General features: G+C 39.0%; 23 protein-coding genes. 22 read left to right on the top strand and 1 reads right to left on the bottom strand.

What is annotated here, in order from left to right:
• Positions 1-32: 32 nt before the first annotated feature.
• The 14 genes from SAY88_RS07845 to spoVM all read left to right on the top strand — a co-directional run bounded on the left by SAY88_RS07845 (position 33) and on the right by spoVM (position 14522).
• Positions 33-914, top strand: coding sequence for a YicC/YloC family endoribonuclease (locus tag SAY88_RS07845; RefSeq protein WP_332630725.1), 882 nt, complete (start codon positions 33-35; stop codon positions 912-914).
• 96 nt (positions 915-1010) lie between these two features.
• Complete coding sequence (gene remA, locus SAY88_RS07840) at positions 1011-1271, top strand: extracellular matrix/biofilm regulator RemA (RefSeq protein ID WP_034629754.1); 261 nt, start codon at positions 1011-1013, stop codon at positions 1269-1271.
• Between the two features lie 56 nt (positions 1272-1327).
• Positions 1328-1942 (top strand): guanylate kinase, encoded by a 615-nt coding sequence (gene gmk, locus SAY88_RS07835; RefSeq protein ID WP_332630723.1) that lies wholly within the window; start codon positions 1328-1330, stop codon positions 1940-1942.
• A complete protein-coding gene (gene rpoZ / locus SAY88_RS07830; protein ID WP_250095341.1) occupies positions 1942-2163 on the top strand; it encodes a DNA-directed RNA polymerase subunit omega in 222 nt (73 codons plus the stop codon). Before gmk ends, rpoZ begins: the two co-directional genes overlap by 1 nt.
• A 136-nt stretch (positions 2164-2299) precedes the next feature.
• Entirely contained in the window at positions 2300-3511 is a 1212-nt protein-coding gene (gene coaBC / locus SAY88_RS07825) for a bifunctional phosphopantothenoylcysteine decarboxylase/phosphopantothenate--cysteine ligase CoaBC (RefSeq protein ID WP_332630721.1), read from the top strand.
• Positions 3508-5904 (top strand): primosomal protein N', encoded by a 2397-nt coding sequence (gene priA, locus SAY88_RS07820; protein WP_332630719.1) that lies wholly within the window; start codon positions 3508-3510, stop codon positions 5902-5904. The genes coaBC and priA overlap by 4 nt, the downstream gene beginning before the upstream one ends.
• Before the next feature lie 260 nt (positions 5905-6164).
• On the top strand, positions 6165-7115 hold the full coding sequence (fmt, locus tag SAY88_RS07815; RefSeq protein ID WP_332630718.1) for a methionyl-tRNA formyltransferase: 951 nt from the start codon (positions 6165-6167) through the stop codon (positions 7113-7115).
• Complete coding sequence (rsmB, locus tag SAY88_RS07810; RefSeq protein WP_332630717.1) at positions 7108-8445, top strand: 16S rRNA (cytosine(967)-C(5))-methyltransferase RsmB; 1338 nt, start codon at positions 7108-7110, stop codon at positions 8443-8445. The genes fmt and rsmB overlap by 8 nt, the downstream gene beginning before the upstream one ends.
• Positions 8446-8469: 24 nt before the next feature.
• A complete protein-coding gene (gene rlmN / locus SAY88_RS07805) occupies positions 8470-9558 on the top strand; it encodes a dual-specificity RNA methyltransferase RlmN (RefSeq protein WP_332630716.1) in 1089 nt (362 codons plus the stop codon).
• A 9-nt stretch (positions 9559-9567) separates the two neighbouring features.
• Positions 9568-10326, top strand: coding sequence for a Stp1/IreP family PP2C-type Ser/Thr phosphatase (locus SAY88_RS07800; RefSeq protein ID WP_332630715.1), 759 nt, complete (start codon positions 9568-9570; stop codon positions 10324-10326).
• On the top strand, positions 10323-12320 hold the full coding sequence (gene pknB / locus SAY88_RS07795) for a Stk1 family PASTA domain-containing Ser/Thr kinase (protein WP_332630713.1): 1998 nt from the start codon (positions 10323-10325) through the stop codon (positions 12318-12320). Before SAY88_RS07800 ends, pknB begins: the two co-directional genes overlap by 4 nt.
• Positions 12321-12390: 70 nt before the next feature.
• A complete protein-coding gene (gene rsgA / locus SAY88_RS07790; RefSeq protein WP_332630711.1) occupies positions 12391-13275 on the top strand; it encodes a ribosome small subunit-dependent GTPase A in 885 nt (294 codons plus the stop codon).
• Positions 13275-13919 carry a ribulose-phosphate 3-epimerase gene (gene rpe, locus SAY88_RS07785; protein WP_332630710.1) on the top strand — a complete coding sequence of 215 codons (645 nt, stop codon included), beginning with the start codon at positions 13275-13277 and terminating at the stop codon, positions 13917-13919. Before rsgA ends, rpe begins: the two co-directional genes overlap by 1 nt.
• Before the next feature lie 522 nt (positions 13920-14441).
• A complete protein-coding gene (gene spoVM, locus SAY88_RS07780; RefSeq protein ID WP_034629734.1) occupies positions 14442-14522 on the top strand; it encodes a stage V sporulation protein SpoVM in 81 nt (26 codons plus the stop codon).
• Between the two features lie 59 nt (positions 14523-14581).
• Here spoVM and rpmB read toward each other — a convergent pair whose 3' ends face one another.
• Entirely contained in the window at positions 14582-14770 is a 189-nt protein-coding gene (rpmB, locus tag SAY88_RS07775) for a 50S ribosomal protein L28 (RefSeq protein WP_332630708.1), read from the bottom strand.
• Positions 14771-14990: 220 nt separating this feature from the next.
• Here rpmB and SAY88_RS07770 point away from each other — a divergent pair, with 220 nt between their 5' ends.
• The 8 genes from SAY88_RS07770 (at position 14991) to plsX (ending at position 23412) form a co-directional block, all read left to right on the top strand.
• Positions 14991-15353 carry an Asp23/Gls24 family envelope stress response protein gene (locus SAY88_RS07770; RefSeq protein WP_034629730.1) on the top strand — a complete coding sequence of 121 codons (363 nt, stop codon included), beginning with the start codon at positions 14991-14993 and terminating at the stop codon, positions 15351-15353.
• A 61-nt stretch (positions 15354-15414) separates the two neighbouring features.
• A complete protein-coding gene (locus SAY88_RS07765; RefSeq protein WP_332630745.1) occupies positions 15415-17070 on the top strand; it encodes a DAK2 domain-containing protein in 1656 nt (551 codons plus the stop codon).
• A 24-nt stretch (positions 17071-17094) separates the two neighbouring features.
• Complete coding sequence (locus SAY88_RS07760; protein ID WP_332630706.1) at positions 17095-17949, top strand: DegV family protein; 855 nt, start codon at positions 17095-17097, stop codon at positions 17947-17949.
• Positions 17950-18126: 177 nt separating this feature from the next.
• Complete coding sequence (sdaAB, locus tag SAY88_RS07755; protein ID WP_332630704.1) at positions 18127-18789, top strand: L-serine ammonia-lyase, iron-sulfur-dependent subunit beta; 663 nt, start codon at positions 18127-18129, stop codon at positions 18787-18789.
• 32 nt (positions 18790-18821) lie between these two features.
• Positions 18822-19709: an L-serine ammonia-lyase, iron-sulfur-dependent, subunit alpha gene (gene sdaAA, locus SAY88_RS07750; protein ID WP_332630702.1), complete on the top strand. Its 888-nt coding sequence runs from the start codon at positions 18822-18824 to the stop codon at positions 19707-19709.
• Positions 19706-21754, top strand: a complete 2049-nt coding sequence (recG, locus tag SAY88_RS07745) for an ATP-dependent DNA helicase RecG (protein ID WP_332630701.1) — start codon at positions 19706-19708, stop codon at positions 21752-21754. Before sdaAA ends, recG begins: the two co-directional genes overlap by 4 nt.
• Positions 21755-21838: 84 nt before the next feature.
• Positions 21839-22417, top strand: a complete 579-nt coding sequence (fapR, locus tag SAY88_RS07740; RefSeq protein WP_332630700.1) for a transcription factor FapR — start codon at positions 21839-21841, stop codon at positions 22415-22417.
• Positions 22417-23412 (top strand): phosphate acyltransferase PlsX, encoded by a 996-nt coding sequence (gene plsX, locus SAY88_RS07735; RefSeq protein ID WP_332630697.1) that lies wholly within the window; start codon positions 22417-22419, stop codon positions 23410-23412. The genes fapR and plsX overlap by 1 nt, the downstream gene beginning before the upstream one ends.
• The last annotated feature ends 10 nt before the right edge of the window (positions 23413-23422 follow it).

Raw genomic sequence — 23422 nt, 5'->3', positions numbered from 1 at the left:
TTTCTGTAAAATAAAAGTTGGATGTGATAAATATGAAAAGTATGACAGGGTATGGTTCAGCCGTTGTGAAGTGCTACAATGGTGAAGTAACGATTGAAGTGAAATCTGTAAACCATCGATTTTTAGAATTACAAGTCAAGGTACCCCACGCTCTTTTATTTATGGAAGATAAGATACGGAAGCAAGTAAAAGACATTGCGCAACGCGGGAAAATTGATATTGTGATTCATGTAGAAGAAGCAGCGAGTACTAAGCGCGTGTTAACGTTGGACGAACAATTGCTAGCCCAATATAAAGAAGCTGCAGATGTGATTAAAGAAAAGCTAGGCTCCGATTCACCTCTTGATCTAAGTAGCATTTTGCTAGATCGTCACATTGTTCAAGTGGAAGAAGTTAGCAGTGGCAATTGGAATGAAGAAGAAGAATCAATTCAAAAGGGTGTAATAGAAGCTCTTTTATCCTTTAATTCGATGAGAGTGGCAGAGGGGCAATATTTACAGCAGGATATGAAGAAGTGGCTGCAAAAATTATTGGAGTGCTGTAAGGACATAGAACTATTAGCCCCTAAGTTAATTGAGCGTTACCGTGAAAAAGTAGAAGGAAGAATTAGGGATTATACAGATGGGGATTCAGAAATTGATGATGTGAGAATTATAACTGAAATAGCTATTCTTACTGAAAAAATGGACATAAGTGAAGAGTTAGTTCGCATGAGAGCGCATGTAAACCAGTATAAACATTACTTGAATCAGGATGACGCTATTGGAAGAAGGCTTGACTTCTTATTACAAGAAATGAATAGAGAAGTAAATACAATTGGATCGAAGGCCGCAGATTCCATCATTAGACAACATGTTGTTGAGATGAAAGGTTTCCTTGAAAAATTAAAAGAACAAGTACAAAATGTTGAATAGGAGCTAGAATTCGCCAAGAGTTTCGTATATAGTTAGATTAGTTTGGATAACAATGTTGAGAGTGGATGCGGCTCTCCTAAAGTGGGGGTAAAAGAAATGAACATTAAATTAATTAACATCGGTTTTGGAAATATTGTTTCAGCTAATCGAATTATTTCCATCGTAAGTCCAGAGTCAGCACCAATTAAACGAATTATTCAAGATGCAAGAGATCGTAATATGTTAATTGATGCAACATATGGTCGCAGGACGCGAGCAGTTATTATTGCTGATAGTGATCACGTGATCTTAAGTGCGGTTCAACCTGAAACAGTAGCACAAAGGTTGACTAGCAAAGACGATACAGGTGAAGACTAATCAAGAATATGTTAGGATACATAAGCATGAATGCATGAAGTGTGTAGGAGGTTTCCATGAAGAAAGATAAAGGTCTATTACTTGTATTATCGGGGCCGGCAGGTGTTGGTAAAGGGACAGTATGTTCGGCATTACGTCAAGAAAATACATCCGTTCAGTATTCTGTTTCTGCTACGACTCGTTCTCCAAGAGAAGGAGAGCAGGATGGGGTCAATTATTTTTTTAAAACAAGAGAGCAATTTGAAAAAATGATTGAACAAGATCAGTTGTTAGAGTGGGCAGAGTATGTAGGCAACTATTACGGTACACCAATTGAATATGTAAGAGAAACAATTAATAGTGGGCAAGATATTATTCTTGAGATTGAAGTACAAGGTGCTCTTAAAGTACGCGAACGTTTTCCAGAAGGTGTATTCATTTTCTTAATGCCACCAAGTTTAGCAGAGCTAAGAAGCCGGATTGTTGGACGTGGTACGGAAACAGAAGATATTATTAACAAACGGATGACTGTAGCAAAAGACGAGATTGAAATGATGAAAAAGTATGATTATGTTGTAGAAAATGATGAAGTTCACCTTGCTGTTGAGCGGATAAAATCGATTGTAACAGCAGAACACTGTAAACGTGAACGATTAATAGAAAAATATAAAGAACTGGTGGAGGTAGACTAATGCTATATCCTTCGATTGATTCGCTTTTAACAAAACTAGATTCAAAGTATACACTCGTTACGGTATCGGCGAAACGAGCGCGTGAAATTCGTGAAGATTTATCCCGTGGTCCTATGGTTAATCGACCTGTTTCTCATAAGCCGGTTGGGGTTGCACTCGAAGAAATTATTGATGATCACTTACATTTTAAACGAATTAACCCGTTAGACGATGAGGAATAAGAAAGCTAGAGGCTGACTCAATTCATTAGCTTCAAACCCCAACGAAGCATGGTAGTAATTATTGTTTTAGGGGTTTGACCTTTTGAGTCAGCCTTTTTTCTATGAGTAGAAAAACAATAGGGAATGGGTGAAAACAATGCTAAAAGGAAAAAATATTATCCTTGGAGTATGCGGAGGGATTGCAGCATTTAAAGCTGCAGCTCTAACAAGTAAGCTAGTACAAGCCGGAGCAAACGTGAAAGTGATTATGACTGAATCAGCAAAGGAGTTTGTGACCCCCTTAACGTTTCAGGCCCTATCACGTCAACCGGTTTATGATAATACATTTATTGAACCTGATCCAACAAAAATTGCTCATATTGATGTGGCTGATTGGGCAGACGTTGTTTTGGTCGCCCCTACTACAGCGAATGTACTAGCAAAGCTTGCAAATGGACTAGCTGATGATATGTTAACAACAACCTTGCTTGCGACAACGGCTCCAATTTATCTTGCACCTGCAATGAATGTCAATATGTATAACAAAGCAGCTGTTCAACGTAATGTATCCACATTATCAAAAGATGGATACCGTTTCATAGATGGAGCGGAAGGCTACCTAGCTTGTGGGTGGACTGGAAAGGGGCGAATGGCTGAACCTGAGGATCTACTTGCTATTCTTGAACGTCACTTTGTAACTTGTGCTGGACAACTTAAGGGGAAGACGGTAGTCATAACAGCAGGACCAACTCAAGAGAGGATTGATCCTGTCCGCTATTTCACAAATCACTCATCAGGAAAAATGGGCTATGCTATTGCTGAGGCAGCTCGCTTGCAAGGAGCCAAAGTTGTGTTAATTTCCGGGCCTACACAAATCGAACCACCAGAAGAGGTGGAAGTCATTCATGTTGTCTCGGCGAAAGAGATGTTTGAGGCTTCCATGCGATATTATGAAAAAGCTGATATCGTGATCAAGTCTGCTGCAGTTGCAGATTACAGACCAAAAGATACGTTCGAGCAAAAACGAAAAAAGCAGCCAGGAACGTGGTTCATTGAGATGGAGAGAACGACGGATATATTACAAACTTTAGGTAACCAAAAAGTAGACCAAATTCTTGTTGGATTTGCTGCTGAATCGGAACATGTTGAAGAATATGCAATGAAAAAATTACATTCCAAGAACCTAGATTTAATCATCGCAAATAATATCCTGCAAGAAGGGGCCGGCTTTAAAGGGGATACGAATATTGTTACAACCTTTACGAAGGATGGTGATAAAAAGGAGTATCCTGTCTTAGCGAAAAGAGAAGTTGCTCAATTCATTATTTCTGACATCATTTCCTATATGGAAAGGCATCATCGTTTATGATTGCGAAAGTGATAGTCGACGTTCCAACTTCCCAAACGGATCGTTTGTTTGATTATGAGATTCCGAAAGAATGGGAAAATGTCATACAACCAGGTATTAGAGTTGTTGTCCCTTTTGGACCAAGAAAAATTCAAGGTTTTGTCATTGACCTAGAGCAAGAATCGCCTTTAGAAAAAATAAAGCCAATTGAAGATGTATTAGACGTTGTTCCTGTTTTAACGAAAGAATTGCTTCAACTTGGAGAGTGGTTATCGGAGCAGACGCTGAGCTTTAAGTTATCCGCCTATCAACTAATGATTCCAGCTGCTATGCGGACAAAGGTAAAAAAAGAAATAGTGTTACGATCGGATAGCAATCAATTACCTGCTTCATTGCAAAAGTTCTTTCAATCTGGAGACAAGACGTTATGGTCAGATGTTTTAATTGAAAAACAAAATTTAAAAATTGTCCAGGAACTAGTTAAAGATGGAGTTCTTGAAGTTCGTTATCAAGTAGAAGAAAAAGGGAAAAAGAAGACAGAACGATATATCAAGCTAGTTGATTCTAGTGTTCAACTAGAAAAACTTCCAGCTCGAGCGCAAAAACAAAAAGAAATCATTACCTTTTTAAAAGAGATAGCTGAGCCGATTTCTGTACAGGCTTTATTAAAAAGATTGGAAACGACTAGGCAAGTCGTAACGACGTTAGTAAAAAAAGGATATATTCAAGAGTTTGCCCAGGAAGTTTATCGTGATCCGTTAGCTGGGGTTCACTATGAGCGTACAATGCCTCTTTCTCTTACTGCACAGCAACAAGAAGTAATCACACCAATTTTGAATTCACTTGAGAGTAAAGAGCATGACACGTTTTTGCTGCACGGTGTAACAGGAAGCGGCAAAACGGAGGTCTACTTACAATCAATTGATAAGGCTCTTCAGATGGGAAGAGAAGCTATTGTTCTTGTACCAGAAATTTCATTAACACCGCAAATGGTTCAAAGATTTAAAGGCAGATTTGGTTCGAAAGTAGCAGTACTTCATTCAGGATTATCGATGGGAGAGAAGTACGATGAATGGAGAAAGATTTTAAGAAAAGAAGTCGAGGTTGTTGTTGGTGCCCGGTCTGCAATCTTTGCCCCATTTACTAATGTTGGAATTATCATTATTGATGAAGAGCACGAAACGAGTTATAAGCAAGAAGAAAATCCAAAGTATCATGCTAGAGATGTAGCAATTTTTCGAGGTGGTTATCACCAGTGTCCAGTGATCTTAGGAAGCGCCACACCTTCACTTGAATCATACGCCCGGGCGAAGAAACAAGTCTATCAATTGCTACCTTTAACGACGAGAGTGAATCAACGGTCAATGCCAGCAGTAGAAGTGGTTGATATGCGTGAAGAGTTACGAAATGGGAACCGTTCAATGTTTTCTTTTTCATTATTAGAAATGTTAAAAGATAGGATAGATAAAGGGGAGCAATCTGTTCTATTTTTAAACCGAAGAGGGTATTCAACTTTTGTAATGTGTCGAGACTGCGGATATGTAGCAACATGTGAACATTGTGACATTTCTCTCACCTATCATCGTACACAGCATTCATTAAAATGTCATTATTGTGGTCATGAAGAAAAGATGCCAAACACATGTGAGTCTTGTGGAAGTGATCATATTCGCTTTTTCGGGTCGGGAACGCAAAAGGTTGAAGAAGAACTGACTCGTGTGTTACCAACAGCAAAAGTCATACGTATGGATATTGATACAACAAGACGAAAAGGGTCTCATGAAAGGCTTCTTTCTGCGTTTGGACGAGGGGAAGCAAATATTTTGCTTGGAACTCAAATGATCGCTAAAGGGCTAGATTTTCCTAAAATTACTCTCGTTGGTGTACTAGCAGCAGACTCGATGCTCCATATTCCTGATTTCAGATCAGCTGAGCGTACGTTTCAGTTAATGGAACAAGTAAGTGGACGAGCCGGTAGACATGAACTTGAAGGAAAAGTGATTATCCAATCTTACACACCCGATCATTATAGTATTGAGCTTGTAAAAAGTCATGATTATGAACAATTTTTTCAAATGGAAATGGCACAAAGGAAGATAGGTCTATATCCACCATATGTCTTTATGGTTTTAATTAATATTTCTCATCCTGAATTAACGAAAGTCATAACCGTTTCTGAAAAAATTGCCGCTTTTCTAAAAAGAGAGCTTCAAGAATCTACGATAGTTCTAGGACCGGTCGCATCTCCACTTGCACGTATAAAAGATAGATATCGATATCAATGCATGATAAAATACAGAAACGAGCCGAGATTACTTGAAACATTGCGTGAAGTACAACAACATTTCATCCGTGATATTAACCAAGGCCAACTACAAGTCTCGATAGATATGCATCCTTATATGTTTACATAGAGTTTAAACCAAAAGGGTGCCTTTCCCTTTTGGTTTAAACTCGAAGCGATGAGCGAAGCCGCCGTAAAGTTTTAAGCCTTTAAGGAGTGGTTTTCTTCTAAAAGGCGTACGGCGAGAGAAGCCAACGCAACATGTTCGCATTTATCTAATTGAAGGAAAAATAATTTATACACGAAAAAGAGGGCTTTGCCCAATTTTATACATAATTACGTAGCAGATACACTGAAAAAAAAGTGACTGCATGAAAGGCGGTCGATTAAATGAAAATTGTTTTTATGGGAACACCTGATTTCTCCGTCCCCGTGTTAAGAAACTTAATAAATGAAGGATACGATATTGCTGCTGTCGTGACACAACCAGATCGGCCTGTAGGTAGAAAACGTATCTTGACTCCACCCCCTGTAAAAATAGAAGCTGAGAAACATCATATAGATGTACTGCAACCAGAAAAAATTCGTGAAAAAAATGAGTTAGAGAAAGTATTTTCATATGAACCAGATTTGATTGTCACAGCAGCATTTGGACAGATCTTGCCGAAAGAACTTCTAGATTATCCAAAACATGGCTGCATTAATGTTCACGCTTCTCTTCTTCCAAAATACCGTGGCGGTGCTCCTATTCATCAAGCAATTATAGATGGTCAGAAAGAATCTGGTGTAACAATTATGTATATGGTTGAGAAATTAGACGCAGGTGATATGATTTCACAAGTGCGTGTCCCTATTGAAGAAAAAGATCATGTAGGGACAATGCATGATAAATTAAGTTTAGCTGGTGCCAAACTCCTAATTGATACGATCCCCGAACTCATTAAAGGAAACCTGACAGCTAAAACACAAGATGAAACTGATGTAACTTTTGCTCGAAACATTTCACGTGAGATGGAATTGCTTAACTGGAGTCGTTCAGGGGAAGACTTATATAATCAAATAAGAGGACTACATCCATGGCCTGTTGCGTATACAAATTTAGATGGCAAGCCGTTAAAAGTATGGTGGGGTGAGAAGGTACAGTCAAACCAATCAGTCCCACCTGGAACGATTGAACGTATTGAACAAGATGGAATTATTGTAGCAACAGGATCAAACATGGCAATAAAAATTACAGAACTTCAACCTTCAGGTAAAAAGAAAATGGATGCGACCTCTTTTATTCGGGGGGCAGGCTCCCATTTAAAAAAAGGAATGAAGCTAGGAGAATCAAATGAGTAAACCAGTTCGTGAGGTAGCCTTAGAAATTTTGCTTCAAATTGAGAAAAGTCAAGCCTATAGCAACCTCCTTTTAAACCAAACTGTAAATCGAACAAAGTTAGATCCAAGAGATGTCGGTTTATTGACAGAGATTGTGTATGGGACGATTCAGCGCAGAGATACGCTCGATTATTATTTACAGTCATTTGTAAAAAAAGGAGTCCCTTCCCTGCAGGACTGGGTAAAGGTATTATTACGCTTATCCGTGTATCAAATAGCTTATTTAGATCGTGTCCCAGAACGGGCTGTAATTCATGAAGCTGTGGCCATCGCCAAAAAACGTGGACATAAAGGAATAAGTGGGATGGTAAATGGTGTGCTCCGTTCTATTCAAAGAGAAGGACTCCCCTCCCTAGCACAAATAAAAGATGAGACAGAAAGAATTGCCCTTGAATATAGCTACCCAGTTTGGCTAGTAAAGCGTTGGGTTGGTCAATATGGATTAGACGAAACAAGGGAAATGTGTCAATCAAGCTTAGAACCGCCAAATGTAACGGTTCGTGTGAATCAAGTGAAAGCGTCGGTAGAAGAAGCACTCTTGCTTTTAGAGCAAGAAGGATTACAAGTTAAGCATGGAGATTTATCACCTGATGCAATCATTGTAGAAAAAGGAAATGTTTTTCAAACGAATACGTACAAAAAAGGCTATGTAACAGCGCAAGATGAAAGTTCGATGCTAGTTGGACGAGCTGTGGGGGCAAAACCTGGAATGACAGTAGCAGATACATGTGCTGCACCAGGAGGAAAATCAACTCATATTGCTGAACAAATGGACGACACGGGAACGGTTTTGTCATTTGATTTACATGACCACAAAGTGAAGTTGATCCATGATCAAACAAAGAGACTTGGTTTATCATGTATTCAGGCTGAAGCAATGGATACGAGAAAAATTCACGAAAAGGTGAAGGAGCAATTTGATCGTGTGTTAGTCGATGCACCTTGTAGTGGTTTTGGGGTTATTAGAAGAAAGCCTGATATTAAATGGTCGAAAAGAGAAAAAGATATTAAGGCGATAAAGAATATTCAGCAAGAGATTTTACAAGCTGTAGCCCCGTTCGTAAAACAAGGTGGAACACTTATTTATAGTACTTGTACAGTAGACAAAGATGAGAATGAAGAAAGTGTCGCGAATTTCTTAGCTGAGCATCCAGATTTCCAACTAGATAAAACGTTAAAAGATAGACTTCCTGAGAAAGCGCTAGGCCGATATGTAGAAGGAATGGTTACCATTCTTCCTCAAGATTTTCAAACAGACGGCTTTTTTATAGCAAGTCTTATCAAACAATAATTAACAGGCGAAAGGTGTGCGACGATGGAAGAATTAAAAAAGACAGTCAAAATACCAGAAAGTGGACAGCTTCGGTCCGTTTATTCACTTAAATTTGAAGACTTACAAGACTGGCTTAAGGAGCAAGATGAGCCAAAGTTCCGTGCTACACAAATTTTTGAATGGTTATATCAAAAGCGTGTTACGAGTTTTGGGGAGATGTCAAACCTGTCAAAGGATTTGCGTGAAAAGCTTGCAAATTCCTTTACTATCACTACATTGAAAATTGTGACAAGACAAGTTTCATCTGACGGAACAGTGAAATTTTTATTTGAATTGCATGATGGCTATTCCATTGAAACAGTTGTTATGAGACATGACTATGGAAATAGTGTTTGTGTAACTACTCAAGTGGGATGCAGACTAGGTTGTACATTCTGTGCATCAACTCTTGGTGGGTTAAAGAGAAATTTGGAAGCAGGAGAAATCGTTGCACAAGTGCTGGAATCTCAAAGAGCAATGGACGAAGTGGAAGAGCGAGTAAGTTCAGTTGTTGTTATGGGAATTGGTGAGCCATTTGATAACTACGATGAGCTTGTTCCTTTCTTAAAAACAATAAATCATGAAAAAGGGCTAAACATCGGTGCACGTCATATTACAGTTTCAACAAGTGGTGTCGTTCCGAAAATTTATAAATTTGCTGATGAGAAAATGCAAATAAATTTTGCTATTTCCCTACATGCGCCAACAACAGAAATTCGTAGTAAGCTAATGCCAGTTAATAGAGCATGGCCGCTGGAAAAACTAATGGATTCGATTCGTTATTATATTGAAACGACTGGCAGACGTGTTACGTTTGAGTATGGATTGTTTGGAGGCGTAAATGATCAAGAAGAACATGCAGAACTTCTGGCTGATTTAATTAAGGGGATTAAATGCCATGTGAATCTAATTCCTGTAAACTATGTTTTAGAACGGGACTATGTTCGCACGCCGAGAGACCAGATTTTTGCGTTTGAAAAAGTGTTGAAAAAACGTGGTGTCAATGTAACGATTAGGAGAGAGCAAGGTCATGATATTGATGCCGCTTGTGGTCAGCTTCGAGCAAAGGAGCGAAAAGAGGAGACGAGGTGAATCTAGGAGATGGAGTTTACTTTTCGAACAGACGTAGGGAAAGTTCGCGCACATAATGAGGACAGTGGTGGAGTATTTAAAAATGATATAGGTGTCCTTGCTGTAGTAGCTGATGGAATGGGGGGACATCGTGCTGGGGATGTAGCTAGTGCGATGACTACCAGTTATTTACGTGATGTGTGGAAAGAAGTCAAAGAAATTGCTTCTGTTGTAGATGCAGAGAAATGGTTAATAGAGCAGTTTGAACGTATTAATGAACAACTTTACTCGCACGCTGAAGAACACCCAGAATGCCGTGGAATGGGAACGACTCTCGTTGTTGCATTATGTATGGAAGAATTTATTTCAATTGCGCACATTGGCGATAGTCGTGCCTATGTCTATAATGAATTTGGATTTCAATTAAAAACGTCAGATCATTCTCTAGTACAAGAACTTGTTAGGAATGGGCAAATTTCAGAAGAAGAAGCAGAACATCATCCAAGAAGAAATGTTCTCTTGCGTGCTTTGGGAACAGAAAGTGAAATAAAAATTGATGTGACAACGTTGCAAGTTGAGGAAGAGCAACAGATCTTATTGTGTTCAGACGGATTAACGAATAAAGTTAGTAATGATGAATTGAAAGCGCACCTTGAAGGATTTGATGAATTGCCATCAATAGCAGATAAATTAATAAACCTTGCAAATGAGCGCGGTGGGGAAGATAACATAACAGTGGCAATTATCGATTTTAAAGACAAATCGGACGAGCGGAGCAAACAGCAATGATTGGGCAGCGCATAAGTGGTCGCTATCAAATTCTCGAGACCATTGGTGGCGGAGGAATGGCAAATGTTTATAAAGCGCTCGACGTCATTCTTGACCGCCATGTTGCTGTGAAGGTATTACAACCCCAATTTTCTGATGATGAGCAATTTATCCAGCGCTTTAGACGTGAGGCACAATCGGCTACCAGTTTAGCACATCCTAACATTGTAAATATTTATGATGTTGGGGAGGAAGGCAATACGTATTACATAGTTATGGAATATGTTGAAGGTCCAACGTTAAAGGAATTAATTCAATCACGTGGACCGATCCCTGTCGAAGAAGCAATCGATTATATGGAACAGATGCTTTCGGCACTCGAGCATTCTCATGCAAACCACCTTATTCATCGCGACATTAAGCCGCATAATATTCTAATAAGTAATGATGGTGTTGTGAAGGTTACAGACTTTGGAATTGCTCGTGCTATTTCAGCTGCGACGATTACCCATACGAATTCAGTTATGGGATCAGTACATTATCTTTCTCCCGAACAGGCTCGTGGTGGTCATGTCACGTATAAATCAGATATTTATTCATTAGGTATTGTTTTATATGAGATGGTAACTGGAGAATTACCTTTTCAAGGGGACACAGCTGTCTCTATAGCGATTAAACATTTACAAAACGAAGTTCCATCTGTAAAGGAAAAAGTTCCATCGCTCCCACAAAGTATTGAAAATGTCATACGCAAGGCAACAGTCAAGGATCCTCTTAAGCGGTACGCTACGGTTCAAGAAATGGAAGAAGATGTCCTTACTGTATTAGCTCCTGAAAGAGTGAATGAAGCCATTTTTGTAGTGGAGGCCGAGGATGAAGAAGCAACAAAAGCGATCCCGATTATTCGTGAACATGAAACGACGGATCTTGATAAGACAGTGGAAGTTCCTCCAACAATAACACATAGTAAGCCAGTAGAACCTATTAAAAAGGAACCAGAAGCAAAGCCAAAACCGAAAAAGAAAGGGAAAAGGTGGCTTACTATCTTAGTTGGTATCGCCTTACTGATGCTTAGTGGAGCGATTGCAGCCTTTGCATTATTGCCAACAATTTTTCAAGTAGGAGAAGTTGAAGTTCCAAGTGTGGTAGAACTTCCTTTCGAAGAAGCAGAAGAGGAGTTAACGGCCCTGAAGCTTCTTGTTGTAAGGGAGGTAATAAAAGATGATGACATCGCGGAGGGGCATGTTGTTAGACAAAATCCAGTTCCAGGATCAATGGTAAAAGAAGGTTCTACCGTACGGCTTTTTGTGAGTCAAGGTAGGGAAGAAATGGAACTAGATGATGTTATTGGCATGCATATTGATAGGGCTGCAAGTCAATTAAGAGGACAAGGATTTACGGTTGAAACATCCGAGCAAGAAACAGATCAGCACTCTCCTGGATATGTGACCGTACAGGACCCTGAACCAGGAACTCTGGTTATTGTGGATGAAACAACGATTCATCTAACGTATAGTGTTGCACAAGTTATTCGCTTGCGAGATCTTGAGAATGTAAGAGAGTCTGAAGCGGTTAGCTATTTAACTGAAGCTGGTCTTAATCATAATATAAGTTATGAACATTCAAATACGATTGAATCTGGCAGGGTTCTAAGACAATCACCTGCTCCTAATACGGAGTTAAAAAAAGGTCAAACAGTAAACCTTACGATATCGAGGGGACCCGAACCAGCACCAGAGCCAGAAGAAGATCCAGTTTATAATTACGAAGTTCGTCAAGAAATTCAAATGTCTGCTGAGGAACGTGAGGCGGGAGAATCATTTGATATTCGAATTCTTTATCGTGATCATACTACTGGAGGGCAAGAAAGAGTGTTTGAAGATGAGACAATTACTGACACTAAACTATATTCAATTCCGTTAGTGACATCCCCATCACAAAATGGATATATTGAAATTTATATTGATGGGAAGCTTGAAAAAGATTTAGGTCCTTATGAGTTTCGTAGGCGTTAAATTAAGAAATGACAAGGGGTATGAAAATACCTTGCCTCTTGTCATTGGTTATTAAATTAGGAGGTTCTGCATGGCAACTGGAATGATTGTTAAAGCATTAAGTGGTTTTTATTATGTTCAATCTGAAGACGGTGTTTTTCAATGTCGTGGAAGGGGAAATTTTCGTAAACGTCAAATTAAACCTTTAGTTGGAGATCAAGTAGAGTTTGAAGCAGAGAATGTTACAGACGGTTACATTCTTGATGTGTTTGAGCGCAAAAATGAACTCGTTCGTCCCCCTATTGCCAATGTTGATCAAGCATTACTTGTTTTTTCTGCGTTAGAACCTGACTTTAGTCCATTGCTTCTAGACCGTTTTCTTGTACATATTGAAGCGAACAATTTAATTCCAGTTATCATTATCAGTAAAGTAGATCTCCTTGATGATTCATCACTGACAAGAATCGAAGCATTCAAAAAAGAGTACGAAGAAATTGGCTATACCGTCTTATTGACTTCTACTTTGCATAACAACGGAATAGATAAAATTCTGCCGTATCTTAATGGGCGGGTAAGTGTGGTAGCAGGGCAATCAGGTGTAGGAAAATCTTCTCTGTTAAATAGTTTAAAACCAGAATTAAATATTGAAACAAATGAAATATCTTCCCATCTTGGAAGGGGGAAGCATACAACAAGACACGTTGAATTGCTTTCTATAGGTGATGGGTTGGTTGCTGATACACCAGGGTTTAGTTCGCTTGATTTTATTGATTTAGAAGCAGATGATTTATCAAATTGCTTCCCTGAGATGGAGGAACGAGCTGCAAATTGTAAATTTAGAGGCTGTACTCATACATCTGAACCGAAGTGTGCAGTTAAAGCAGCTTACGACCAAGGGGAAATCAGTTCGACAAGAATGAAACATTATTTACAGTTTTTAGATGAGATAAAAAGCCAAAAAAGGAGATATGACTGATGATTAAGATTGCACCTTCAATCTTATCAGCTAATTTTGCTAACTTAGCTGAAGATATAAAAGATGTCGAGCAAGCTGGAGCAGATTATATTCATGTTGATGTTATGGATGGACATTTTGTTCCGAATATTACAATTGGTCCACTTGTTGTTGAGGCGATTCGTCCTATTACTGATTTACCGTTAGATGTTCATTTAATGATTGAAAATCCTGATGCCTATATTCCGCAGTTCGCAAAAGCTGGTGCTGATATCATTTCCGTTCATGTTGAAGCAACTCCGCATTTACATAGAACGATTCATCTAATAAAGGAACAAGGTGTGAAAGCTGGGATCGTATTAAATCCTGCAACTCCAGCAGAACTAATTGAACCAATATTAGATGAAGTTGATTTAGTTCTATTGATGACGGTTAACCCAGGGTTTGGAGGACAAAGATTTATAGATTCTGTTTTATCGAAGATTGAAAAGGTTTCTCAAATGGTTCAAAGCCGAGGCTTACACGTTGAAATTGAAGTTGATGGAGGAGTAAATCCGAAAACCGCAAGGAAATGTGTTGAAGCAGGAGCAAATGTATTAGTTGCAGGATCAGCCATTTACAATCAAGAAAACCGTGCTTTAGCCATATCTGAAATTAGAGGATAACAAAAGCAACATGCTCAAAAAGTAGAGCATGTTGCTTCTTTTTTTAAGCAGCCGAGCAAAGCGAATAAAGAAAATTTTAAAAAAGGAAAGCTAACTTATTTAAGTGCATCGACTAAATCGTACGTCTAAGTCCATTGACTAAGCAATTGAAAAGAAGTAGATATCGTTTTGTTTTAGTCGCTCCATTATGTACATGTTTGATTATTTTTAATGAAGAAGAACATTCTTTTTCAACAGACATATATTGAGGTATAGGGCATATGCATAATGATAAAGAGACAAGGATAATTTGCTCAAGCTAGGGTATAACGTAGGTATGACATCATAAAAAAATAGGAATAGTTTGTCGTATCTAGATATATAAGTTTAAAAGGAGCAATTATTTTTATCCTTATCATTGATTCTTGTCTAAACAAAATGGCTTGATGGATAGGGGCACTTTGCTTCACGTCCTAGGTCGTGAGTCAAGTTTCTTTAACATTATCCCCGTGGTGTGGCTATTCACGTTGAGGAGGAGGAGCTATGAAATTCTACACGATCAAGCTACCTAAGTTTTTAGGTGGGTTTGTCAAGGCAGTATTGAACTCATTAAAAAAAGGGTAAAACAAAAAAGCACCGTATATCGGTGCTTTTTTGTTAGAGTTGTGAATGAAATTCACAACTTATACGCGTTCTACTTTACCAGACTTAAGTGCGCGAGTAGAAACGTACACACGTTTTGGTTTACCGTCTACTAAAATACGTACCTTTTGAACGTTTGCACCCCAACGGCGTTTCGTTTTATTAAGTGCGTGAGAGCGTTTGTTTCCGCTACGAGCTTGTCTACCTGTAATATAACATTTACGTGCCATGATATGCACCTCCTTATTCCCAATACAGACACTTGAAATCATACTTGAATATAGTAGCACAGCCCTTGGTATAATGCAATAGCTTCCTAGAAACTTTATCAAGTAATCTTGCTTGACACTTGTGAAAGTTGCTTAGATTCGAATGCGCTTTTAAATTGAGGTATATTATAGTAAAATGGCTTTAGTGAATCAAGTTTGTCTTCGAGAGGGAGGAATGGGAATGTCAATTGAAATGAAAACTCAACTAGGTGTTGTAGATGTTTCAAAGGATGTTGTTGCAACAATTGCTGGTGGAGCAGCTATTGATTGTTATGGAATCGTTGGAATGGCTTCTCAAAAGCAACTGAAAGATGGCCTTACCGATCTACTAGGGAAAGAAAATTTTCGTCGGGGAGTCGTCATTCGTGAAGACGAAGAACAAATCCATATTGATATGTACATCATTGTCAGCTATGGAACAAAAATTTCTGAGGTGGCTTATAACGTACAAACAAAAGTTAAATATCAACTAGAACAAATGTTAGGGCTTGATGTTGATTCCGTGAACATCTTTGTTCAAGGTGTCCGCGTCACGAACCCGTAAGCGCTTAGTTAGGAGGAAAAAGTTCGTGGCAAAACAAATTGAAGGTACGAAGCTTGCCTACATGTATATTGAAGGTGCAGCAAATTTATCGAGACATGTGAAAGTGGTGGATGCATTAAATGTATTTCCTGTTCCAGATGGCGATACAGGTACAAATATGAATCTATCTATAACTTCAGGAGTAAAAGAAGTAAAACAAAATATTCAAAATGACTCGAGTAAAGTAGCAGCTGCATTTGCAAAAGGATTATTAATGGGGGCAAGAGGAAATTCGGGGGTTATTCTTTCACAATTGTTTAGAGGATTTTCTAAACAGGTTGAAGGCAAAGCGGAAATTACAGCAAATGATTTAGCTGAAGCGTTTGAGCGTGGAGTTGAAACCGCATATAAAGCTGTTATGAAACCTGTTGAAGGAACGATCTTAACTGTTGCAAAGGATGCTGCGAAACATGCAGTTAAAACTGCCAAAAAGCATGATGATGTCGTTTATGTCATGGAAGAAACAGTGAATGAAGCGAAAACCTCTTTGAAACGCACACCGGATTTACTACCTGTTTTAAAGGAAGTTGGGGTTGTTGACTCAGGTGGCCAAGGATTGGTTTACATTTACGAAGGCTTCTTAGCGGTTTTAAAGGGAGAAGAGCTTTCTGAGGTATCAACAGCAGAAGAAATCTCAATGGATAATCTTGTGAAGATTGAACATCACAATGCTCAAAGTCATATGGCAACTGAGGATATTGAGTTTGGTTTTTGTACGGAAGTGATGGTTCGAATTCAGGCAGAAAAAACAAGCAAAAACCCATTTGTTGAAACAGAATTTAGAGAAGAATTAAGCCAGCTAGGTGATTCGCTTCTTGTTGTTTCAGATGACGATTTAATCAAAGTACATATCCACGCTGAACAACCAGGTGAAGTATTAACAAAAGCACAAAGGTATGGAGAATTAATTAATATAAAAATTGAAAACATGCGTGAACAACATACTCATCTTTTAGACGAAACGAAAGAAGCGTATGGTCAAGGAGCTAGTACTGATCTACCTAATAAGGAAAAGGAAAAAAGTGAATTTGGTATTGTCACGGTCGCAATGGGAGATGGGATTGCCAATCTCTTTAAGGGCTTAGGTGCAGGAGTTGTCATCGAGGGTGGACAAACAATGAACCCTAGTACGGAGGATATTGTTAATGCCATCGAAGAAGTTCATGCAGAAAAAGTAATTATCTTACCAAATAACGGAAATATTATCATGGCCGCGGAACAAGCAGCTCAAGTCGTTGGGGAGAAAGCGGTAGTTGTACCATCGAAAACGGTTCCTCAAGGACTTGCAGCTCTTTTATCTTTTAATCCTACCCAAGGCTTAGAAGTAAATGCAGGAATGATGAAAGATGCGTTGTCAACCGTTAAATCAGGTCAAGTGACATTTGCCGTACGAGATACGAACATTGACGGTGTAGATATTAAAAAAGATGATTTCATGGGTATTGCTGAGAAGAAAATCGTAAGTTCGGGTCCAGATATCTTAGAGGTTACTAACCAATTATTTAAGCAAATGATTGATAATGAAAGCGAAATTGTTACAATTTTGCAAGGTGAAGATGCATCTGATGAACAAACAACTACACTTGTCCAATTTTTAGAAGAAGAGTTTCCGGATGTAGAAGTGGATGTGCACTTAGGTAATCAGCCCCTTTACTCATATATCATCTCAGTTGAGTAAAGGTAGAGTGAAGGAGGGTTTCGTGTGCCAAATGTTAAAATTGTAACAGATAGTACAGCAGATATACCGGCTGATTTAGCCGAACAGCTAGGAATTACAGTTGTCCCATTGAATGTAATCTTCTCTGAAACGGAATCGTACGAAGATGGAGTCACACTTAAAGCTGACGAATTTTACAAAAAGGTAAAAGCGTCTAACACGATTCCATCTACTTCTCAACCTACGCCTTATCAGTTTGAGGAAGTGTATCGTTCACTATTAAATGATGGCGAAAGCAAGATTATTTCCATTCACATATCATCCAAAATGAGTGGGACGTATCAAGCAGCAACGATTGCGAAACAGTCGATGGAAGAAGATGAAGCGATTCATGTTATTGATTCTAAGCGTGCATCCTATGGAATTGGAATAATTGTCATTGAGATTGCTAAATTGGCAAAAGAGGGACATTCGTTAGAGCAATGTCAAGCAAGGTTAGATGAATTATTACATGATACAAATTTGTTTTTTATGGTAGATACACTCGAATATCTACAAAAAAATGGACGAATTGGAAAAGCGTCTGCTGTGCTTGGTTCTATGCTAAAAATTAAACCGATTTTATCTCTAACCGATGAAGGGGAAGTGTACCCGTTCGAAAAAGCACGTGGACAAAAGAAGGCGATGAACCGAATTATTGAGATTTTAAAAGAAAAGTATGGATCTGCTCCTGTTCATGTTGGGATCTCTCATGCAGTTAACGAAACACTTGCTGAGGAAATGGTTGAGAGGATTAAAGCGGAGTTTGTTGTAGAAAGTGATGTAATTACGTCAATAGGAGCTGTTATAGGGGCACATGTAGGGCCGGGGACGGTTTCGATTGTTATGACAAAAGCTTGATAAATTGATAATATGAGGGTGACTCATGTAAAGATGTCTGACCTCTAGTGTGCAATAGATGACGAAATGCGACGTATTTTTGTTGTTTTTATTGTTTTCGCTAGTCGTTGACTCTCCCTGGGTCACCTTTTATTTTTTATTTTAAATAGCGAAAGTAGGATAACAGGAGGTTATCATATGAAGTATCGTACGGTCTTTGATATTATCGGGCCTGTGATGATTGGTCCATCTAGCTCGCATACAGCGGGAGCAGCTAGGATTGGCAGAGTAGCACGCACATTATTTGGACAAAAACCTGAACAGGCAGATATTTATTTTTATGGTTCGTTTGCTAAGACTTATAGAGGACACGGTACAGATGTTGCTATCGTAGGTGGAATTTTAGATTTTGATACGTTTGATTCTCGTATTACACAAGCTTTGACTATTGCAAAAGAAGAAATGATTCAAGTGAAATTCTATGAAGAAGAAGCCATTACTGATCACCCTAATACAGCAAGAGTTGTTCTAACTAATGGGGAAGACAAGATAGAGCTTGTTGGAATTTCAATTGGCGGTGGGAAAATAGAAATTATTGAATTAAACGGTTTTGTCCTTCGATTATCAGGGAATCATCCAGCGATTTTAGTTGTACACAACGATCGGTACGGTGTTATTGCTAGTGTTTCAAATGTTCTTGCGAAATATGAAATAAATATTGGTCATATGGAAGTATCGCGAAAAGAACGAGGGAAAGAAGCATTAATGGTGATTGAAGTAGATCAAAACGTTGAAGATTCGCTACTAGTTGAGTTAGAAAAATTACCGAACATCATGAAGGTAACGAAAATTCATGATTAATATAAAAACTATGAATTTGGAGGTAGCTTTTCATGTTTAAAAATGTAGCTGAATTAGTTGAGATAGCAGAATCAACAAGCAAATCTATTTCAGAAGTAATGATTGAACAAGAGATGGAAGTAACAGGACGAACACGTGAAGAAATAAAAGACCAAATGCTAAAAAATCTGAATGTCATGAAAGCAGCTGTCGAGCGTGGCATTACTGAGAAGGTTCGTTCGGTCTCAGGATTAACGGGCGGAGATGCTGTACTTCTACAAGAATACATTAAAAAAGGGCAATATTTATCAAGTGAGACAGTATTAGATGCGGTTAGTAAAGCTGTAGCAACAAACGAAGTAAATGCTGCGATGGGGACGATTTGTGCAACTCCTACTGCAGGCTCAGCAGGAGTAGTTCCAGGTGTTTTATTTGGGATGACAAAGAAATTAAAACCGACCGATGAACAAATGGTCAACTACTTATTTGTAGCTGGGGCATTTGGCTTTGTCGTTGCAAATAATGCATCGATTTCCGGTGCAGCTGGGGGGTGTCAAGCTGAAGTCGGTTCAGCTACAGGCATGGCAGCTGCTGCATTAGTAGAGTTAGCAGGGGGAACACCGAGTCAGTCTGCAGAAGCGATGGCTATAGCTTTGAAAAATATGTTGGGGCTAGTCTGTGATCCTGTTGCAGGGCTTGTTGAAGTTCCTTGCGTGAAGCGAAATGCTATTGGTGCGTCCATTGCAGTTGTTGCTGCTGATATGGCTCTTGCCGGAATTACAAGTCGAATTCCTTGTGATGAAGTAATTGACGCTATGTATAAAATAGGTCAGACGATGCCTGAAGCATTACGAGAAACGGCACAAGGAGGGTTAGCAGCGACACCGACAGGGCGTGAACTTGAGGCAAAGATATACGGGGTGTCGCTAGATAAAAAATGAATGAAGCAATGAATAGACCAGTTATAGATGTGAATGGAATTGGCGAGGAGACAGCTAAGCAACTACAAGGATTGCGTATTTTTACAGTTGGTGATTTATTAGAACACTTCCCGTTTCGTTATGAGGACTATCAATTAAAAGATCTTCATGATGTGAAGCATGAGGAGCGAGTGACTGTAAGTGGAATTGTTCAAAGTGAACCATCAGTTAGGTATTTTGGAAGGAAGAAAAACCGATTATCTTTCCGGTTTCTAGTTAATCAGATCCTCATTACGGTAACGTTTTTTAACCGTGCCTTTTTAAAAAGTCAGATTGCAGTAGGTTCGGAACTAACCATTACGGGGAAGTGGGATCAACACAGGATGACAATCACTGGTAGTGAAATGAAGAAAGGATGTGAAGAAAGAGAACAGACAATTTCTCCTATCTATTCAGTTTCAGGAAAATTAACGACAAAAGCACTGCGAAAGTTTATCTACCAAGCAATGAATCAATTTGGTGGAGATATTTATGACATTCTGCCATCGGACCTGTTACAACAATATAGGCTACCAACTAAAAAGGAAGCTCTTTCTAGGTTGCATTTCCCCCCAAATGCTGAATCAATGAAACATGCAAGGAGAAGAATGGTCTATGAGGAATTTCTGTTATTCCAGTTAAAAATGCAAGCTTTTCGTAAGGAGAATAGAGATCGAACAAATGGACGTGCCCTTCATGTTCCAAAGGGGGAAATAGAGCAGTTTATTAAGCAGTTACCATTTCCGCTGACAGGTGCACAAAAACGTGTTGTTAATGAAATAATAGGAGATATTCAATCAAGCTATCGGATGAATCGCTTATTGCAAGGGGATGTTGGTTCTGGGAAAACGGTTGTTGCGGCAGTATGCATGTATGCAGTTATTCGAGCAGGCTATCAAGCGGCATTAATGGTGCCGACAGAAATATTAGCTGAACAGCATGTTCAATCACTAAAAGCTTTGTTAGAACCATTTGATATTCAGGTGGAGCTCTTGTCAGGATCAGTAAAAGGAAAGAAGAGGACTGAACGTCTGGCGATGCTAGAAAGCGGAGAGTTATCATTAGTTGTCGGGACACATGCGTTAATTCAAGACGATGTTAAATTTAATAATTTAGGATTGGTCATCACAGATGAACAACATCGATTTGGAGTGGAACAAAGGCGAGTTTTGCGTGACAAGGGGGAAAATCCTGATGTTCTTTTTATGACGGCAACCCCAATCCCTCGTACATTAGCAATTTCAGTGTTTGGAGATATGGATGTGTCTATCATTGATGAAATGCCAGCTGGAAGGAAGCAAATTGAAACGTATTGGGCTAAACCCGATATGCTGGAGAGAGTGCTTGACTTCATTGAAAAAGAACTTCAGGCTGGTAGGCAAGCTTATGTTATATGTCCTTTAATTGAGGAGTCTGAAAAGCTTGATGTACAAAATGCGATTGATGTCCATATGATTCTTGAGCAGCATTTCAAAGGAAAGTGGAAAGTTGGTTTAATGCATGGGCGTTTGCATCCTACAGAAAAAGACGCTGTCATGGAATCGTTTAGTAAAAATGAAACACAAATATTAGTATCAACAACTGTTGTGGAGGTTGGGGTTAACGTACCTAATGCTACGATTATGGTTATTTATGATGCCGAGAGATTCGGGTTAGCTCAGCTACACCAACTGAGAGGAAGGGTTGGAAGAGGTGAGGCTCAATCGTATTGTATCTTATTAGCAGACCCTAAATCAGAAGTTGGTAAAGAAAGAATGAAAATTATGACCGAAACGAACGATGGGTTTGTCCTTTCTGAACGTGATTTGGAGCTTAGAGGGCCTGGAGATTTTTTTGGTTCAAAGCAAAGTGGGTTACCTGATTTCAAGGTGGCAGATGTTGTACATGATTATAGGGCGTTAGAGGTGGCAAGACAAGATGCAGTAAAATTAATTCATTCTAATGAGTTTTGGGAAAATAAATGCTATGAAGGCTTGCGACATTATATTGAAGAACAAGGTGTGTTAAATGGTCAAAAAATTGATTGACTATTGAAATCAGTGAAAAGCAATTATATACTACTCTTAGGACCTAGTCATATATTCAATGAGCAAAAGTGGGCGGTGTAAGCCATGAAACGAAAAAAAAAGGAAAGACAGGAACTCTTGAAAGAGACATTAGAAGAAAATCCTTTTATGACCGATGAAGATCTTGCTGATCGATTTTCTGTGAGTATTCAAACAATCCGCCTTGATCGATTAGAATTAGCAATTCCTGAATTGCGTGAAAGAATTAAAGGTGTCGCAAAAAAACAACTTGATGATGTAAAAGCTCTTTCTCCCGAGGAAGTAATTGGAGAAATTGTGGATCTTCAGCTTGATGAACGTGCGATATCGATATTAGATGTCCGAAAAGAACATGTTTTTGCGAGATCAGGTATTGCGCGAGGACACCACTTATTTGCCCAGGCTAATTCGCTAGCAGTAGCTATTATAAATGATGAAATGGCCCTTACTAGAAAGGCTACGATTCGGTTTACTAGACAAGTACAAGCGGGAGAAAGAGTGATCGCTAAAGCGAAGGTAACTGGTACTGAAAAAGAAAAGACGACTGTTGACGTACGAAGTTATGTTGAACAGGAGCTTGTTTTTTCAGGAGAGTTCGTCATGTTCCGGACAAATGAAAGAGAGTCAAGAAGGAGAGAGTCCTAATGAATATATCCATCGATGCTATGGGAGGAGATCATTCGCCCAAAGCTCAAGTTGAAGCTGCTCAAAATGCGATTAAGTCGTTTCCTGAACTAAACATTACGTTAGTAGGGAATGAAGAAGAAATAAAAAAACATATAACAAATGACAAACGAATCACCATTTTACATACAACGGAAAAAATTGAAGATACAGATCAGCCCACGACGGCCGTTCGCAGAAAGAAAGATTCTTCGATGGTTTTATCCGTAAGGGAAGTAAAAGAAGGTCGTGCCGATGCTTGTATTTCTGCAGGAAATACAGGAGCGTTAATGACAGCAGGCTTGCTGCATGTTGGTCGGATTAAAGGAATTGATCGACCTGCATTGTCTCCTATGCTGCCAACATTAGATGGAAAAGGTTTCTTATTGTTAGACGTAGGTGCAAACATGGATGCAAAGCCGGAACACCTTCAACAATATGCAATTATTGGCAAGACCTACATGGAAATGGTACGTAATGTGAACAATCCTCGTGTAGGTTTATTAAATGTCGGTACCGAAGATGGGAAAGGAAACGAACTTACAAAAGCAGCTTTTCCTCTTCTAAAATCAAGTGACATAAATTTTATTGGGAACGTTGAGGCACGCGATTTATTGTCGGGTGTAGCGGATGTTGTCGTTTGCGACGGTTTCTCGGGGAACCTTGTTCTAAAATCGGTTGAAGGAACTGCAGGAACTTTGTTTTCTTTGTTGAAGAAAGAGTTAACGAGTTCATTTGTTAATAAGCTTGCAGCAGGTGTTCTAAAGCCTAGCCTTAGAGGGATAAAGAGTCAACTGAGTTATTCAGAATATGGCGGAGCTGGATTATACGGTCTTAGGGCACCTGTCATTAAAGCTCACGGTTCATCTGACGCTACAGCTGTCTTTCATGCTATTAGGCAAGCTAAAGAGATGGTGGAGCATCAAGTCGTTACAATTATTAAAAATGAAGTAGCCAAAGTCGAAGAGAAAGTTTAGAGGAGGGATG

Source organism: Halalkalibacter flavus (genome assembly GCF_036663575.1).
GTDB lineage: Bacteria > Bacillota > Bacilli > Bacillales > Bacillaceae_D > Halalkalibacter > Halalkalibacter flavus.
This window is presented reverse-complemented; position numbering and strand designations above follow the sequence as displayed.